15 protein-coding genes are annotated in these 15,951 nt (G+C 60.1%); 6 read left to right on the top strand and 9 right to left on the bottom strand.

Features of this window, described 5'->3' with window-relative positions:
- Nucleotides 1–28: 28 nt before the first annotated feature.
- The gene (gene ilvA / locus ACI77H_RS02150; RefSeq protein ID WP_407010126.1) at nt 29–1,543 is read right to left on the bottom strand and encodes a threonine ammonia-lyase, biosynthetic; all 1,515 of its coding nucleotides are present in this window, start codon (nt 1,541–1,543) and stop codon (nt 29–31) included.
- A 148-nt stretch (nt 1,544–1,691) separates the two neighbouring features.
- Here ilvA and rpiA point away from each other — a divergent pair, with 148 nt between their 5' ends.
- Nucleotides 1,692–2,366 carry a ribose-5-phosphate isomerase RpiA gene (gene rpiA, locus ACI77H_RS02145; protein ID WP_407010125.1) on the top strand — a complete coding sequence of 225 codons (675 nt, stop codon included), beginning with the start codon at nt 1,692–1,694 and terminating at the stop codon, nt 2,364–2,366.
- Nucleotides 2,367–2,488: 122 nt separating this feature from the next.
- Here the strand turns inward: rpiA and ACI77H_RS02140 are convergent, their stop codons facing one another.
- The 4 genes from ACI77H_RS02140 to ACI77H_RS02125 form a co-directional block, all read right to left on the bottom strand.
- Entirely contained in the window at nt 2,489–3,406 is a 918-nt protein-coding gene (locus ACI77H_RS02140) for an SdiA-regulated domain-containing protein (RefSeq protein WP_407010124.1), read from the bottom strand.
- 204 nt (nt 3,407–3,610) lie between these two features.
- Complete coding sequence (locus tag ACI77H_RS02135) at nt 3,611–4,486, bottom strand: SdiA-regulated domain-containing protein (protein WP_407010347.1); 876 nt, start codon at nt 4,484–4,486, stop codon at nt 3,611–3,613.
- A 261-nt stretch (nt 4,487–4,747) separates the two neighbouring features.
- Nucleotides 4,748–5,413: a fumarylacetoacetate hydrolase family protein gene (locus ACI77H_RS02130; RefSeq protein ID WP_407010123.1), complete on the bottom strand. Its 666-nt coding sequence runs from the start codon at nt 5,411–5,413 to the stop codon at nt 4,748–4,750.
- Between the two features lie 37 nt (nt 5,414–5,450).
- Nucleotides 5,451–6,845: an FAD-binding oxidoreductase gene (locus ACI77H_RS02125; RefSeq protein ID WP_407010122.1), complete on the bottom strand. Its 1,395-nt coding sequence runs from the start codon at nt 6,843–6,845 to the stop codon at nt 5,451–5,453.
- 204 nt (nt 6,846–7,049) lie between these two features.
- Here ACI77H_RS02125 and serA point away from each other — a divergent pair, with 204 nt between their 5' ends.
- Nucleotides 7,050–8,279 (top strand): phosphoglycerate dehydrogenase, encoded by a 1,230-nt coding sequence (gene serA / locus ACI77H_RS02120; protein ID WP_407010121.1) that lies wholly within the window; start codon nt 7,050–7,052, stop codon nt 8,277–8,279.
- Between the two features lie 62 nt (nt 8,280–8,341).
- Here serA and ACI77H_RS02115 read toward each other — a convergent pair whose 3' ends face one another.
- On the bottom strand, nt 8,342–8,767 hold the full coding sequence (locus ACI77H_RS02115) for a DUF4399 domain-containing protein (RefSeq protein WP_150632140.1): 426 nt from the start codon (nt 8,765–8,767) through the stop codon (nt 8,342–8,344).
- A 135-nt stretch (nt 8,768–8,902) separates the two neighbouring features.
- On the opposite strand from ACI77H_RS02115, the gene ACI77H_RS02110 reads away from it, so the two are divergent.
- Nucleotides 8,903–9,490 carry a transporter substrate-binding domain-containing protein gene (locus tag ACI77H_RS02110; RefSeq protein ID WP_407010120.1) on the top strand — a complete coding sequence of 196 codons (588 nt, stop codon included), beginning with the start codon at nt 8,903–8,905 and terminating at the stop codon, nt 9,488–9,490.
- Nucleotides 9,491–9,610: 120 nt separating this feature from the next.
- On the opposite strand, the gene ACI77H_RS02105 is transcribed toward ACI77H_RS02110, so the two are convergent.
- A complete protein-coding gene (locus ACI77H_RS02105; protein ID WP_407010119.1) occupies nt 9,611–10,108 on the bottom strand; it encodes a DUF523 domain-containing protein in 498 nt (165 codons plus the stop codon).
- Between the two features lie 2 nt (nt 10,109–10,110).
- Nucleotides 10,111–10,743 (bottom strand): 2OG-Fe(II) oxygenase, encoded by a 633-nt coding sequence (locus tag ACI77H_RS02100; RefSeq protein ID WP_407010118.1) that lies wholly within the window; start codon nt 10,741–10,743, stop codon nt 10,111–10,113.
- A gap of 108 nt (nt 10,744–10,851) precedes the next feature.
- Between ACI77H_RS02100 and ACI77H_RS02095 the strand changes: the two genes are divergently transcribed.
- Nucleotides 10,852–11,604 carry a DUF2059 domain-containing protein gene (locus ACI77H_RS02095; protein ID WP_407010117.1) on the top strand — a complete coding sequence of 251 codons (753 nt, stop codon included), beginning with the start codon at nt 10,852–10,854 and terminating at the stop codon, nt 11,602–11,604.
- A 127-nt stretch (nt 11,605–11,731) separates the two neighbouring features.
- Here the strand turns inward: ACI77H_RS02095 and ACI77H_RS02090 are convergent, their stop codons facing one another.
- Nucleotides 11,732–12,679 (bottom strand): alpha/beta hydrolase, encoded by a 948-nt coding sequence (locus tag ACI77H_RS02090; RefSeq protein ID WP_407010116.1) that lies wholly within the window; start codon nt 12,677–12,679, stop codon nt 11,732–11,734.
- A gap of 97 nt (nt 12,680–12,776) precedes the next feature.
- Here ACI77H_RS02090 and ACI77H_RS02085 point away from each other — a divergent pair, with 97 nt between their 5' ends.
- Both ACI77H_RS02085 and ACI77H_RS02080 read left to right on the top strand, forming a co-directional pair.
- Complete coding sequence (locus ACI77H_RS02085) at nt 12,777–13,358, top strand: DUF6436 domain-containing protein (RefSeq protein WP_407010115.1); 582 nt, start codon at nt 12,777–12,779, stop codon at nt 13,356–13,358.
- 114 nt (nt 13,359–13,472) lie between these two features.
- Nucleotides 13,473–15,884: a penicillin acylase family protein gene (locus tag ACI77H_RS02080; protein ID WP_407010114.1), complete on the top strand. Its 2,412-nt coding sequence runs from the start codon at nt 13,473–13,475 to the stop codon at nt 15,882–15,884.
- Nucleotides 15,885–15,951 lie beyond the last annotated feature (67 nt).

The raw sequence follows: 15,951 nt of genomic DNA, 5'->3' as shown, positions 1-15,951 counted from the left end.
CTTATGACCTGCCCATCAGCGTAGCCGCTCAGCCGAGAAACAGCTTATAGGCCGGGTTGTCGCTTTCGTCCCAGTACGGGTAGCCGATTTCTTCCAGCGCCGCCGGCACCAGATGACGCTCCTCGTGAGGTACTTGCAGCCCTGCGACCACCCGACCGTCCGCCGCGCCGTGGTTACGGTAGTGGAACATCGAGATGTTCCAGCGCCCGCCGAGCTTGCTGAGGAAGTTGAACAGCGCACCCGGACGCTCCGGGAATTCAAAGCGCAGCACCACTTCATCAACCACCTGCGCCGCGCGCCCACCGACCATGTGCCGGATGTGCAACTTGGCCAGTTCGTTGTCGGTCAGGTCCAGCACCGGAAAACCCTGCTCGGTCAGGCTGGCAAGCAGCGCACTGCGCGGATCGTTTTCCGGGTGCGTCTGCACGCCCACGAAGATGTGCGCTTCGCTGCCGGTGTTGTAGCGGTAGTTGAATTCGGTGATCTGGCGTTTGCCGATGGCTTCGCAGAACGCCTTGAAACTGCCCGGTTTCTCGGGGATGGTCACCGCAATGATCGCTTCGCGGCCTTCGCCCAATTCGGCGCGTTCGGCGACATGGCGCAAACGGTCGAAGTTGACGTTGGCGCCGGAATCGATGGCGACGAAGGTGTGCCCGGTGACAGCGTGCTGCTCGACGTATTTCTTGATCCCGGCCACGCCCAAGGCGCCGGCAGGTTCAGTGATTGAGCGGGTATTGTCGTAGATATCCTTGATGGCTGCGCAGATCTCGTCAGTACTGACGGTGATCACTTCATCGACATAGTCTTTGCAGATGTCGAAGGTGTGCTGACCGATCTGAGCCACCGCAACGCCGTCGGCGAAGATGCCTACGGTCGGCAACACCACGCGCTCACCCGCAGCCATGGCGGCTTGCAGGCAATTGGAGTCGTCCGGCTCGACGCCGATGATTTTGATTTCCGGTCGCAGGTATTTCACGTACGCCGCGATCCCGGCAATCAGCCCGCCGCCGCCCACCGGGACGAAGATTGCATCCAGTCGCCCCGGGTGCTGACGCAGAATCTCCATGGCCACCGTGCCCTGCCCGGCAATGGTGTGGGGATCGTCATACGGGTGAATGTAGACGTAGCCCTTTTCGTCGACCAGCTTCAGCGAGTAGGCCAGGGCTTCCGGGAACGAATCCCCATGCAGCACCACTTTGCCGCCGCGGGAACGCACGCCTTCGACTTTGATCTCCGGGGTGGTCTTGGGCATGACGATGGTGGCTTTGACGCCGAGCACTTTCGCCGCCAGGGCCAGGCCTTGCGCGTGATTGCCCGCTGAAGCGGTCACTACGCCGCGTGCGCGTTCTTCGTCGCTCAGCTGCGTGAGCTTGTTGTAGGCCCCTCGAATCTTGAACGAGAACACCGGCTGCAAGTCTTCACGCTTGAGCAAAATGGTGTTGCCCAGCCGCTCGGAGAGCTGGCGGGCAATCTGCAATGGGGTTTCTACGGCAACGTCATAAACGCGCGAGGTGAGGATCTTTTTGACGTACTGTTCGAGCATCGGAAAGCATCACTGAGCGGGTTGGGCAGGGCCAAGGAGTCTAACCCGGCTTTCGACCGGGCGACCACACGAATCAAGAGGTTTTAGCCCGGCATGGGGCTATAATGCCGGCCTTTCCGTTCTCCCCTTGCCCGCTTTCGGAGCCCGCATGACCCAGGATCAACTCAAACAGGCAGTGGCCCAGGCCGCCGTCGACTTCATCCTCCCGAAACTCGACGACAAGAGCATTGTCGGGGTCGGCACCGGCTCCACCGCCAACTGCTTCATCGACGCCCTGGCCAAACACAAAGGTGCGTTCGACGGCGCCGTTGCCAGCTCCGAAGCCACCGCTGCGCGCCTCAAGGGCCACGGCATTCCGGTGTATGAACTGAATACCGTCAGCGATCTGGAGTTCTACGTCGACGGCGCCGACGAAAGCGACGAGCACCTGAACCTGATCAAGGGCGGCGGCGCAGCCCTGACCCGCGAGAAGATCGTCGCGGCCGTGGCGAAGACCTTCATTTGCATCGCCGATGGCAGCAAGCTGGTGCCGGTGCTCGGCGCGTTCCCGCTACCGGTGGAAGTGATCCCTATGGCCCGCAGCCACGTGGCGCGCGAGCTGGTGAAGCTCGGCGGCGACCCGGTTTACCGTGAAGGCGTGTTGACTGACAACGGCAACATCATTCTGGATGTGTTCAACATGCAGATCACCAATCCAGTGGAGCTGGAGACGCAGATCAACGCGATCGTCGGCGTGGTGACCAACGGTTTGTTCGCGGCGCGACCTGCGGATTTGCTGTTGCTGGGCACCAGCGAAGGTGTGAAAACCCTGCGCGCCCGGTAAGCCCGACACAAAACACTGTAGGAGCCAGCTTGCTGGCGATAGCGGCGTAACAGGCAACATAGAGTTGAATGTCACGGCCTCATCGCCGGCAAGCCGGCTCCTACAGAGTCTGTGTTTATGTATTAGGGTTGTGCCGGTTTTTTGAAGACGTAGAACAGGTTCGGCTCGCTCACCAGGTACAGCGTACTGTCGTCATCCATGGCGATCCCTTCCGCTTGCGGCACCGTCTTCTGCAACCCCTGACGCCCTTTGTTCAGTGACAGGGTGCTCAGCGGACGCCCGTCCACATCCAGCTCCAGAATCAGTCGCGACTCGTCGGACAGCGCCAGCAAATGACCGCTGCGCTCGTCGTATTGCAGACTCGACAGGTCTCGCACAAACATCCCGGCATCACGCTTGGGGTTGTTGACCACGTGCACCGCGTAAGACTTTTCCGGGTTGTAATGCGGAAAACCCTGCACTTCGTAGATCAGCATCGGGTCACGCTCCTTGGCGACAAACAGTCGCTTGCCCACAGAGTCGTAAGCCAGGCCTTCGAAGCCCTTGTTGCTGCTCATGTGCACGCCGAGGGTTATCTGTTCGGCATCCGCCGCATCGAGGAACGTCGTGTCCTTCTCCAGATGAATCTTGATCAGCCGTTGCTGGCGCTCGTCAGTGACCACATACGTGTCGGCGCTGATGAACTCCACCGCCTCCGGATCACCGAAGCCGACCAGCGCGATCCGCCGAATGATCTGGCCTTCCAGCGACAACTCGATCAGCTCGGAGTTTTTGTTGGTGACGGTGAAGAGGCTTTTGCGCACCGGATCGAAGGTCAGCGCTGACACATCGTCGTCCAGGCCTTCGATGACCCGGCCCTCGACCGTGACCTGATAGTGACCCAGGCCGATGGACTGTTCGTTCTCCGGTTGCCAAAGCGTATGCAGATTGAACCAGGCCCGCTCGAACAGCCGCAGGTACTGCCCGAACGCAACCAGCACGATCAGCGCAATCACCAAGAAGATCAGGATCAGGGGTTTGGGACGGACAAGTCGACGCATTCAGGCAAGCTCGGGATCAGGACGGACGGATGAAATACCACGGCAGTCTGAATTGAAGCTTAATGGCCATTAGTCTGAGACTACAACCGAGTTACGCGTTTCCTACAAATCTTCTGTAGGAGCCGGTTTGCTGGCGATGGTATCAACGCGGTGTGACTGATTCGCCGCGGTGATGCCATCGCCAGCAAACCGGCTCCTACAGGTTCACTGTTGCTTTTCGAAACGATAGAACAGGTTCGGCTCGCTCACCATGTACAGCGCGCCATTGTCGTCCATGGTCACGCCTTCGGCGCGGGGTATGGTGCTCTTCAGGCCATTGAAACCACCCAGCAAGGTCATGAAACTGACCTGCTCGCCTTTCTCGTCCAGCTCCAGCAGCAAGTGCGAGTCGGCGGACAACACCAGCGTATGACCGGTGCGTGGGTCGATGGCCAGGGCCGAGAGGTTGCGGATGTCCAGCTCGTCGCTCGCAAGCTTCTGTTTGTCGCCGGTGAGCGTCTGACTGTCGGTGCTTTTCCAGGTGAACAGCGCCGGTGGCCGTTCCTCACCCAGTAGCATTTGTTGATTGCGCGCATCCCAGACGACCGCTTCGAAGGCTTTGTTCTGATCTTTCGATGGGCCGAGGTCGTACTTCGGGAAGTTGGCGATGTTCAGCTCACGGGTATCGGCGTCGACCTTGACGATGGTCAGCAAGTGCTCACGCTCATCGACGATGGCCAGTAGACCGTTGCCCATGACCGTCACGGCTTCCGGATTGCTCCAGCCCACCAGTGGCATTTTGCGCAGAACGTCGCCCTGCAAGGTCAGCTCCACCAGGAACGGGTTCTTGCCCATCACCGAGAACAGGGTTTTGGTTTGCGGGTTGTACGCCAGGTCGGACGCTTCGTCCTTTTCCATCCCCGGCAACAGCTTGGCGTCGATTACCGCACGGTAATCCGGCAGCCAGACACTTTCTTCGCGTTGGGCCGGGCTTTCAAAGCGCTCCAGCACCCAGAGCACACCGCGATCATCCCAATGCATCGCAAATGCAAGGCCATACGCAGCGGCCGCGACCAGCAAAAGCCAGGCATACCAACGCATGAAAAAGCGCGGGCGACGGGCAGTTTTAAGCGTGGGCAGCGGTTGAGTGGCCTTCAAGGGATGCGTTCCAGAAATTCAGGCTAAGGGTAATAGCACAATTGGGACCGGCTCAGACGCCGCAAACCCGGGAATTATCCAGACAAGATGTGAAAAAAACGGCAAATGGCGGGATTGCCCTGCATGAGCGCCGCTTTGCATGAGGCAGAAACACAATCCCCTGTAGGAGCCGGCTTGCTGGCTCCTACCAGGGTTGGCGCTGTGTTAGCGGACGCTGCTGGTGAAGCTGCTGGCACCTGGCAATTCGATAACCAATTCATCACCGACATTCAGCGGACCGACGCCCACGGGCGTGCCCGTGAGGATCACGTCACCCGCCTGCAGCGAAAAACAGCCAGCCATGTGCTGGATCATCGGCACGATCGGGTTGAGCATCGCGCTGCTGTTGCCATCCTGGCGCACTTCGCCGTTGATGGTCAGGCGAATGCCGATGTCGGTCAGGTCAGCAAAGGTGCTGCCGGACACGAACGGCGCAATCACGGCCGCGCCGTCGAAGGACTTGGCGATTTCCCACGGCAAGCCCTTGAATTTCAGCTCGGCCTGCTTGTCGCGCAGGGTCAGGTCCAGAGCCGGGGCGAAACCTGAAATAGCGTCCAGCACTTCTTCACGGCTTGGCTTGGTCGACAAAGGCTTGCCGATCAACACGGCGATTTCCGCTTCGTAGTGCACCGAACCGCGCTCGGTCGGAATGCTGAAACTGCCTTCCAGCGGCACGACGCAGCTGCCTGGCTTGATAAACAGCAGAGGCTCCGTTGGCACCGGGTTGTCCAGCTCCTTGGCGTGTTCGGCGTAGTTGCGGCCGATGCAGACCACTTTACCCAAAGGAAAGTGGATACGCGTACCGTCGACATACTGGTGCTGATAGCTCATTGACCGACTCCTGGTTCGTAGCTTTTAAGTTCGAAAGTCAAACAGCGAAAATCTTGCCCGGGTTCATGATGCCGTTCGGGTCGAACACCGCTTTGACCGCTTTCATGTACTCGATCTCAACCGGCGAGCGGCTATAGGTCAAGTAGTCACGTTTGGTCATGCCCACGCCGTGTTCGGCGGAAATCGAACCGTTGTACTTCTCGACGGTTTCGAACACCCACTTGTTCACGGTCGCGCATTTGGCGAAGAACTCGTCCTTGCTCAGGTTATCCGGCTTGAGGATGTTCAAATGCAGGTTGCCGTCGCCGATGTGGCCGAACCAGACGATTTCGAAGTCCGGATAGTGTTCGCCGACAATCGCGTCGATTTCCTTCAGGAACGCCGGGACTTTCGACACAGTGACCGAAATGTCGTTTTTGTACGGCGTCCAGTGGGAGATGGTTTCGGAAATGTATTCACGCAGTTTCCAGAGGTTCTGCAGCTGGGTTTCGCTCTGGCTCATCACGCCGTCCAGCACCCAACCCTGCTCGACGCAGTGTTCGAAGGTTTCCAGTGCGTGGTTGGCCACTTCTTCGGTGGTCGCTTCGAATTCCAGCAGCGCGTAGAAAGGGCAGTCGGTTTCAAACGGCGCCGGTACGTCTCCGCGGCCCATGATCTTGGCCAGGGCTTTGTCGGAGAAGAATTCGAATGCAGTCAGATCGAGCTTGCTCTGAAACGCGTGCAACACCGGCATGATCGAGTCGAAATCGGCAGTGCCGAGCACCATCGCTGTGAGGTTTTTCGGTGCGCGATCGAGGCGCATGGTCGCTTCGACCACAAAACCGAGGGTGCCTTCAGCGCCGATGAACAGCTGGCGCAGGTCGTAGCCAGTAGCGTTCTTGATCAGGTCGCGGTTCAGTTCCAGCAGATCGCCCTTGCCGGTGACGACTTTCATGCCGGCCACCCAGTTGCGGGTCATGCCGTAGCGAATCACCTTGATCCCGCCGGCATTGGTACCGATGTTGCCGCCAATTTGACTGGAACCGGCCGACGCGAAGTCCACCGGGTAGTACAGGCCTTTTTCTTCCGCGACGTTCTGCAGATGCTCAGTGACCACGCCTGGCTGACAAACGGCGGTGCGGTCGGTGAGGTTTACGTCGAGGATCTGGTTCATGTAGTCGAACGACACGACCACTTCGCCATTCGCGGCCACTGCAGCGGCGGACAGCCCGGTGCGACCGCCGGACGGCACCAGCGCGACCTTGCGTTCATTGGCCCAACGCACGATGGCCTGGACCTGTTCGGTGGTCTTCGGGAACACGATGGCGGTCGGGGCCGGGGCGAAGTGCTTGGTCCAATCCTTGCCGTAAGCGTTCAGGGAGTCAGCATCGGTCAGCACCTTGCCAGGCTCAACCAGGGTCTTCAGCTCTTCAATCAAGGCAGGATTGGTCATCGACAGAACTCTCGAACAATTCATGGTCATCCTGAGAACGCTTCACGTCGCAGGAATGAGTGTTTAGCGGGGAGCTTATGCTAGCATACCGACCCCGCAGGATAGTGCCCAACGGCTGTTCTGCGGCGACGGTTTAGTTGCCGTCCGGGTCAGCCTCTGTTGACCATTTCCTGCCATTTTTCTCCGGGATACAGGTTTACGCAGATGAGCAAGACTTCTCTCGATAAGAGCAAGATCAAGTTCCTTCTTCTCGAAGGCGTCCACCAATCGGCTGTCGACGTTCTCAAGTCGGCTGGCTACACCAGCATCGAGTACCTCACCGGTTCTCTGCCGGAAGCCCAGTTGAAGGAAAAGATCGCTGATGCGCACTTCATCGGCATTCGCTCTCGCACTCAACTGACCGAAGAAATCTTCGATCACGCGAAGAAGCTCGTGGCTGTTGGGTGTTTCTGCATCGGCACCAACCAGGTTGACCTGAACGCTGCCCGCGAACGCGGTATCGCGGTGTTCAACGCGCCGTACTCCAACACCCGCTCCGTTGCCGAGCTGGTGCTGGCCGAAGCGATCCTGTTGCTGCGCGGCATCCCTGAGAAGAACGCTTCCTGCCACCGTGGCGGCTGGATCAAGAGCGCAGCCAACTCCTTCGAAATCCGTGGCAAGAAGCTGGGCATCGTCGGTTACGGCTCGATCGGTACTCAATTGTCGGTCCTGGCTGAAGGCCTGGGCATGCAGGTGTACTTCTACGACACCGTGACCAAGCTGCCACTGGGTAACGCGACCCAGGTCGGCAACCTGCACGAGCTGCTGGGCATGTCCGACATCGTCACCCTGCACGTTCCGGAAACCGCTGCAACCCAGTGGATGATCGGCGAGAAAGAAATCCGCTCCATCAAGAAGGGCGGCATCCTGATCAACGCTGCTCGCGGCACCGTGGTCGAATTGCAAGCCCTGGCGGACGCGATCAAGGACAAGCACCTGATCGGCGCGGCCATCGACGTATTCCCGGTGGAGCCTCGCTCCAACGACGAAGAGTTCGAAAGCCCGCTGCGTGGCCTGGACAACGTGATCCTGACCCCGCACATCGGTGGTTCCACCGCTGAAGCGCAAGCCAACATCGGTCTGGAAGTGGCAGAAAAACTGGTCAAGTACAGCGACAACGGTACGTCGGTATCGTCGGTGAACTTCCCGGAAGTGGCTTTGCCGGCTCACCCTGGCAAGCACCGCCTGCTGCACATCCACGAGAACATTCCGGGTGTGATGAGCGAGATCAACAAGGTCTTCGCCGAAAACGGCATCAACATCTCCGGTCAGTTCCTGCAGACCAACGAGAAAGTCGGCTACGTCGTGATCGACGTCGACGCCGATTACTCGGAAATCGCCCAAGAGAAGCTGCAGCACATCAACGGCACCATTCGTTGCCGCGTGTTGTTCTGATCGCGACTCGATCGACAAAAAAGGAGACCTTCGGGTCTCCTTTTTCATGGGCGCTACTAACGTTACTTGACGTTGACGGTGATCTTCTCAGAGACGATCGGCGGATCGAAGGCCATATGGTTCATGTCGCCCAACTCCAACTGCAAGGTGTGCTTGCCCGGTGTCAGCGTCAGCTCGGTTTCTGTCTGCGCCTTGCCGAAATGAACGTGATTGGCATCTGCCGGAATGACTGCACCTGCTGCAACTACATCCTTGGCATCGACCAGCAAATGGTGGTGGCCAGTATTCTTGGTGGTATCGCCCGCTGGCGCCAACGCCACGTTCTCAACAGCGAATTTGATTTTGAACGTTTGCGGGACCGTCCCACCATCCTTAGGAGAAACGATGGACACTTCAGCACCCTTGGGTGCCGGCGTAGCCGCACTGGCCAGCACCGAAACGCCCATCAACAGGCCAGCCAATGCCGCTCGTGACATAAAGGTTTTCATTCTCTTCTCCAGTTTTTTCGTAAAATCCGCGTAGCCATGACAACTTCACGGCCTTTCGTTGTCGAAGGCACCGACAACCATAGCAAAGCGAGCCTGAACCAGCGCATCGCGATAAATGTATTCAAAGGAGTGACCATGCGCTTTTTGCCTGGCCTGATCTGCCTGCTACCCCTTTTGAGCCCCTTGGCTCATGCCGAACTGATTGACGACGTAAACGACCGCGGCGAATTGCGTATTGCCCTTGAGGCTAATACACCGCCCTTCAATTTCAAGGACGACGGCCAACTCAGCGGCTTCGAAGTCGAGTTGGGTCAACTGCTGGCCAATGAACTGGATATACGGGCCGACTTTGTCGTGACCGACGCCAGCGATCTGTTGACCGGCGTTGAAAGCGGCAAGTACGACATCGCTATCAATCACTTAACAGAGACCCCGGCGCTCAAGGATCGTTTCGACTTCAGCGAACCTTACCTTCACACCGATGCGCATTTGATCGCGCAGAAGGAAGAGCCACCGCGTTCCATCCTGTTGGTGCAGTCGCTGACCGAAGAAAAGCCGAAAGCCACCCCGGCCGAAAACCTGGCGATTCCGTTTCAGAAGGGTAACCCGGCGTTTCATGCCAGCCTGGAGAATGCATTGCAGCGAATCAAGGCCGATGGGCGGCTGGAGGCATTGCAGAACAAATGGTTCGGAGCGGATGCGAGCGCGGCACCGAAACCCTGAGCCCACCGACAATCAAATTGATCACCGAGATCCCCTGTAGGAGCCGGCTTGCCGGCGATGAGGCCGTAACATTCAAAATCTATATTGACTGTTACACCGCTATCGCCGGCAAGCCGGCTCCTACAAGGGATTCGCGTTTAAGAGTTGCAGCGCGGCGGCGGCTTCTGGCAATTGGAGCTCGCTGAAGACTTGTACGCCATGGCGCTTGAGCAACGCCGCTGTCACGCCTTCACCGCTGACCTTCACGCCACTGAACGTGCCGTCATAGGTCAACAAGTTGCCGCAGGATGGGCTGTTGGCCTTGAGCACGGCAATGTGGATGTCGTGTTTACGCACCAACTCCAACGCTTGGTAAGCACCACTTCGAAACTGCGCGCTGACATCCTCGCCGTCGGTAGTGATTACCGCCGCCTGCCCCGCCAGCACTTCACTACCCTGCCCGCCCGGGATTTCCGCCGCCGCCCGTGGCGTCGGCAAGCCACCGGCAACTTCCGGACACAACGGCACGACGCGACCTTCGTCGAGCCACTGTTGAAGCTGATCGAACGGCCAGCTGGCCCCGCCGTCGTAACGTACGCGGTGGCCGAGCAGACAGCGGCTTACCAGAATTTTCTGCATGATCAGAACGGCTCGTTGCCACGGCGCCGGAACCAGCCGGTCAACGACAGGCGATCCCGCGTCGCGGGCAGGACTTCGTGGGGCACTTCGCCCGACAGGAACACCACCAGGCATCCGCCGGTGGGCACCACATCGTATTCGGCGCCTTCCTTGAGGTACATGCGCAACTGACCGCCGTGCTCCGGCAGCCAGGCGTCGTTGAGGTAGACCACGGCCGAGACCATGCGTCGATCATCGTCGCGGAAGCGGTCGACATGCTTGAGGTAGAAAGCGCCGGGCGGGTACAGCGCGAAATGGCTTTCGAAGTCTTCCAGCCCCAGATACAACCCACGATTCATCGCCTCTCGCAGGCTGTCCATCAACTGCAGATAGCTGTCGCACGCCAGGGCCTGACCCGGCTCGATCCACTGGATTCGGTCACCGCGAATCCCCTCGCGAATCTCCGATGTCGGCCCGTGCCCCACGGCGGCCGGGGCCAATTCACCCTCGGCAGCACGTTTACGGCACTCAGCCGCCAGTTCTTGGGTCAGACCCAAAGGCAGGAAAATATTCTGCTGCGACCAGCCGTGCTCAGCCAGGTCGTCGACGATACGTAACAGCAGCGGGTGATCAGAGGGTATTGGCATGGCGCGCATAGTATTCCTGTGCCGGAAAATCGGACAGAGCCACGCGGCGGCTTGATACGAATTCTCGACAAGTCCGTATGCCGCACGGAGAATAGTCGCCTGCTGACAGGAGTCCCTATGCGCCGTTTGCTTTTCTCACTGCTGATGTTCTGCGTTTTGCCCGCGTGGGCAGACGGCCACGACCAGTTGTACAAGGTCGCCGGCTGGCCAGAACAACGCGCGCATTTCAACGATGCCCTCTCAGCCGCTCAGCAGCGTTACCAGAACAGTCTGCCGCCGGCGGTGTTTCAGGCGCTGGTGAACAACAGCAATCAGCGTTTTGCCCCGCAAGCGGTGGACCAGCGCGCCGAAGCGCAATTGCGCAAAACCCTCGCCGATCCGAAACCTGCCCTGACCTTCTTCCAGTCGCCGCTGGGCAAGAAGATCGTCGCCGCCGAGTTGCTGGCGACCCGTCGCGATCAGCTCGCGAAGAATGCCAAGGGCCTGCCGAAGATTGAGGCCAGCGACAGCCGTACGCTGATCATCGGTCACCTCGCCCAGGCCTTGCCCGCGCGTGAGGCCGGCGCGGAAGTCAGCCTGGCGATTGCCGGTGTCGCGGCCGACAGCCTGAGCTCGATGATCCCCGGCCTGCTCGGTGGCGGTCAGGCGCAGGGGCTGTTGAACGGTCAGCGTCAGCGCTTGATGGACCAGATCGGCAGCGACCTCAACAACACGTTGTTGTATGTCTATCGCGACCTGTCGGATAACGAGCTTGAGGAGTTCGCTACCTTTGCCGAATCGGCGGAAGGCAAGGCGTATTACCAAGCGGCGCTGGCAGCGATTCGGGCGGGGTTGGCGGTGGGGCAAACCCCTTCAAACCTCAGCCAGTAATTTCTGAAATCTGCAGCGCCCCCATCGCGGGCAAGCCCGCTCCCACAGGTTTTCGGTCGAACTCAAAATCGCGGTAAACATCGATCCTGTGGGAGCGGGCTTGCCCGCGATGGGGCCATAACGGCCGCTACAAATTCCGCCCCTTGATCCGCTTCGTCAAAAACCCGAAATATTCCCCGCGCAACGCCACGGTCTCATTCGCCAAATGATGCCGCGCCTCTGGCAACATCAATACCTGCGGCCGATCGAACTTGGCTTTCAACACCTCAAGGTTGTGCTGCCAATCCACCGTCATGTCCGCCTGCCCTTGCACGATCAGTGGTCGCCGAGTGCTGTCGGGCGCGGCTTCGATGCGTTTGATCCAGCGCGCCAGCGCCCCGACCCAGGCTGTGGGCAAGCGCAGCGGTTGCAACGGATCGGCTTGCAGGAACGGCAGGAAATCCGGGTCGTTGGAGTTTTCGCTGAAGCGTCGGGCGATGGCTTTGACGAATGGCCTGAGCAGGTAATAACTGAGCTGTGACCAGCCCCAGGCCCGCGGCCTCACCAGCGGCGACAACAGGATCACCTGACCCTGTGCCGGACTGCTCGCCCCTTCGTTGAGCACATGGTCGATCACGATGGCGCCACCGGTGCTCTGCCCGCACAGGTGCCACGGCTGCGGCAGATCGAGGGATTTCGCCTCGGCGAACAACCCTTGCAGCGTGTCCTGATACTCGGCGAAATCCTTGATGCTCGCCCGTTCGCCGCTGGACAGACCGTGCCCCGGCAAGTCGCAGGCAATCACCGCAAAATCCTGATCCAGCGCCCACTCGATCACATGCCGGTAGAGCCCGGTGTGATCGTAGAAACCGTGAAACACAAACAGCGTCGCCTTCGCCCGCTCCGGCCACCACACCTGGCTGACCACGTCATAAGCATCCACCTCAAAACGCCCAAGGCCTCTGCGTAGCTGACGCGCCGGAAAATCCACACCGTAGAACCGCTGATACGCCTGCGCCTCCACGGACAGCGGCTGCCACTCGGCCAAAGGCCGCAGGCTGGCACGCAAATGATCAGGGGCGAAAGTGGCAGACATGGGCAATTCCAGAGCACGAAGCGGACTTTGTAAGCCTGCGATATTCATCTGTCGCGGCAAGCATGGCAAGCTGGGCGACCTTCGAGGATCGACACCCATGCGTTCGCCCTACCGCCCCCCACTGCTTGCCTGCCTGCTGACCCTCGTGTGCGCCGGTGTTTTGTGGGCCGCTTACGACTGGTTTCAAGGACGCTACCTGCGGGCGTTCAGCGAGCACACGGCGGTGTTTTCCGGCGACCCATTGCACCTGCCCGACAACCTCGCCGGCCCCGGCGCCATTCGTCTGGTGCATTTCTGGGACCCGGCCTGCCCGTGCAACGTCGGCAATCAGCAACACCTGAGCGAACTGGTCGAGCAGTACGGGCCGCAGGGCGTCGAGTTTTATGCGGTGCAAAAACCCGGCAGCCACGGCCAGTTGCCGAGCACCCTGAGCAGCCTGAAGACCATCAGCGTCCTCCCAGGCTCAGAACAAATCCCCGCCAGCCCGGCCGTGGCGATCTGGGACCGCAGCGGCAAACTCGCCTACTTCGGCCCTTACAGCGAAGGCCTGACCTGCAATTCGAACAACAGCTTTATCGAGCCGATCCTGCAAGCGTTGAACGCGGGGCGCGCGGTGAATGCCACGCACACACTGGCAGTCGGGTGTTACTGCCCGTGGCCGGTCGATACAACGAAGTAGGGACAAACACGGCAGCAAGAATCCCTCCTACGGGTGATGGGCCGATTCAGCAGGTCGTGGTAAACAGTGACGCCAGGGAATTGCTGCCACTCATAACAAGAACAAGGAATCGCCATGAAACGTCTCCTGACTGCGCTCGCCCTGCTGATTGTCGTGCTCGCCGCCGGCGCCGGCTGGTACGTCTACAGCAAGCAGCCGACACGCCAGGGCATGGTTGAACTGCAACACCTGCAAGGCTCCGTCACCGTCCGTTACGACGAGCGCGGTATCCCGCACATCCGCGCCGAAAACGAAACCGACCTGTACCGCGCCCTCGGCTATGTGCACGCCCAGGACCGGCTGTTCCAGATGGAAGTCCTGCGCCGCCTCGCCCGCGGCGAACTGGCCGAAGTGCTGGGCCCGAAACTGCTCGACACCGACAAGCTGATGCGCAGCCTGCGCATTCGCGAACGCGCCGAAACCTACCTGGCGAATATGGACAAACAGTCGCCCGCCTTCATCGCCATGCAAGCCTATCTGGACGGCATCAACCAGTATCAGGACAGCCATGCAAAACCTGCGGAATTCGATGTACTGGGCATTCCAAAACGCCCGTTCACCGCGCAGGACACCATCAGCATCGCCGGTTACATGGCCTACAGTTTTGCCGCGGCGTTTCGCACTGAACCGTTGCTGACATACGTGCGCGACCAGTTGGGCGCCGAGTACCTGAACGTCTTCGATCTCGACTGGCAGCCCAAAGGCGTGCTGGCTAACAACCTCAGCGGCACCCCACCGCCCCTCGCCAGCGCCGACTGGAAAGACCTCAATGCCCTCGCCCGCCTGAGCGAGCAGGCCCTCGCGGACAACGGTTTGCCGCAATTCGAGGGCAGTAACGCCTGGGTCGTCGCGGGCAATCGGACCAAAAGCGGCAAACCGCTGCTGGCCGGTGATCCGCATATCCGCTTTTCCGCGCCGTCGGTGTGGTACGAAGCGCAACTCTCGGCGCCGGGCTTCGAACTCTACGGTCACTATCAGGCGTTGATGCCGTTCGCCTCGCTGGGGATGAACCGCGACTTTGGCTGGAGCATCACCATGTTCCAGAACGATGACCTCGACCTGATCGCCGAAAAGGTCAACCCGGACAATGCCAACCAGGTCTGGTATCGCGGCAAGTGGGTGGACATGGTCACCAGCGAACAGCAGATCGCAGTCAAGGGTCAGCCGCCGGTGAAGTTGCTGCTGCGCCAGTCGCCGCACGGGCCGATCGTCAACGATGCGCTGGGCAACAGCGTCGGCAAGACACCCATCGCCATGTGGTGGGGGTTTCTGGAAAGCCAGAACCCGATCCTTGAAGGTTTCTACCAGCTCAACCGTGCCGACACCCTGGCCAAGGCACGCAGTGCCGCCGCCAAGGTCCAGGCGCCGGGCCTGAACATCGTCTGGGCCAACGCCAAGGGCGACATCGGCTGGTGGGCGGCGGCGCAACTGCCGAAACGTCCGACGGGTGTGCGGCCGTGGTTCATCCTCGACGGCAGCAGCGCCGAGGCGGACAAGGACGGCTTCTACCCGTTCAGCGCCAACCCGCAGGAAGAAAACCCGGCGCGGGGCTACATTGTCTCGGCCAACTTCCAGCCCGTGTCGCCGACCGGCATCGAGATTCCCGGTTACTACAACCTCGCCGATCGCGGGCTGCAACTCAATCGCCAGCTCAGCGACAAGTCCGTGAAGTGGGATCTGGAGGCCAGCCAGAAGCTGCAACTGGGCACTACCACCGGCTACGGCCCGCGTTTGCTCGCGCCGTTGTTACCGGTGCTGCGTGAAGTGGTAAGCGATCCGGCCGAACTGAAACTGGTGGAACAACTGGCTCAGTGGACAGGCGACTACCCGCTGGACTCCACCAGCGCCACGCTGTTCAACCAGTTTCTGTTCAACCTGGCTGACGCGACGATGCACGATGAACTGGGCAACGACTTTTTCGAGACGCTGCTGTCGACTCGGGTGATCGACGCTGCGCTGCCGCGTCTGGCGGCGAACGCCGACTCGCCATGGTGGGACAACCGCAACACCCTCGGCAAGGAAACCCGTGCCGACACGGTCAAGGTGGCGTGGCAAGCGAGCCTCGCTCACCTCAAGAGCACGCTGGGTGCGGATTTCGCGCAATGGCAGTGGGGCAAGGCGCACACGCTGACCCATGGTCATCCGCTGGGGCAGCAGAAGCCGTTGGACCGGATTTTCAATGTCGGGCCGTTCGCGGCGCCGGGCACTCATGAGGTGCCGAACAACCTCTCGGCCAAGATCGGCCCGGCGCCGTGGCCGGTGACTTATGGGCCGTCGACCCGACGCCTGATCGACTTCGCCGACCCGGCGCACAGCCTGACCGTCAACCCGGTAGGCCAGAGTGGCGTGCCGTTTGACCGGCATTATGAAGATCAGGCTGAAGCGTATGTCGAAGGGGTGTACTTCCAGGCGCATCTCAATGATGAAGAGGTGACGGCGAATACGCGCAGTACGTTGAAGCTGTTGCCGGCGCGCAGTGCTCAGTAGGTTTGTATTGGCTGGACTGGCCTCATCGCTAGCAGGCTAGCGATGAGGCCCGCAAGAACAACGCAAA

It is taken from the genome of Pseudomonas sp. O230 (assembly GCF_045447035.1).
Classification (GTDB): Bacteria; Pseudomonadota; Gammaproteobacteria; order Pseudomonadales; family Pseudomonadaceae; genus Aquipseudomonas.
Note: the sequence above shows the minus strand (reverse complement) of the source record. Positions and strands in the feature narration are given on the sequence as shown.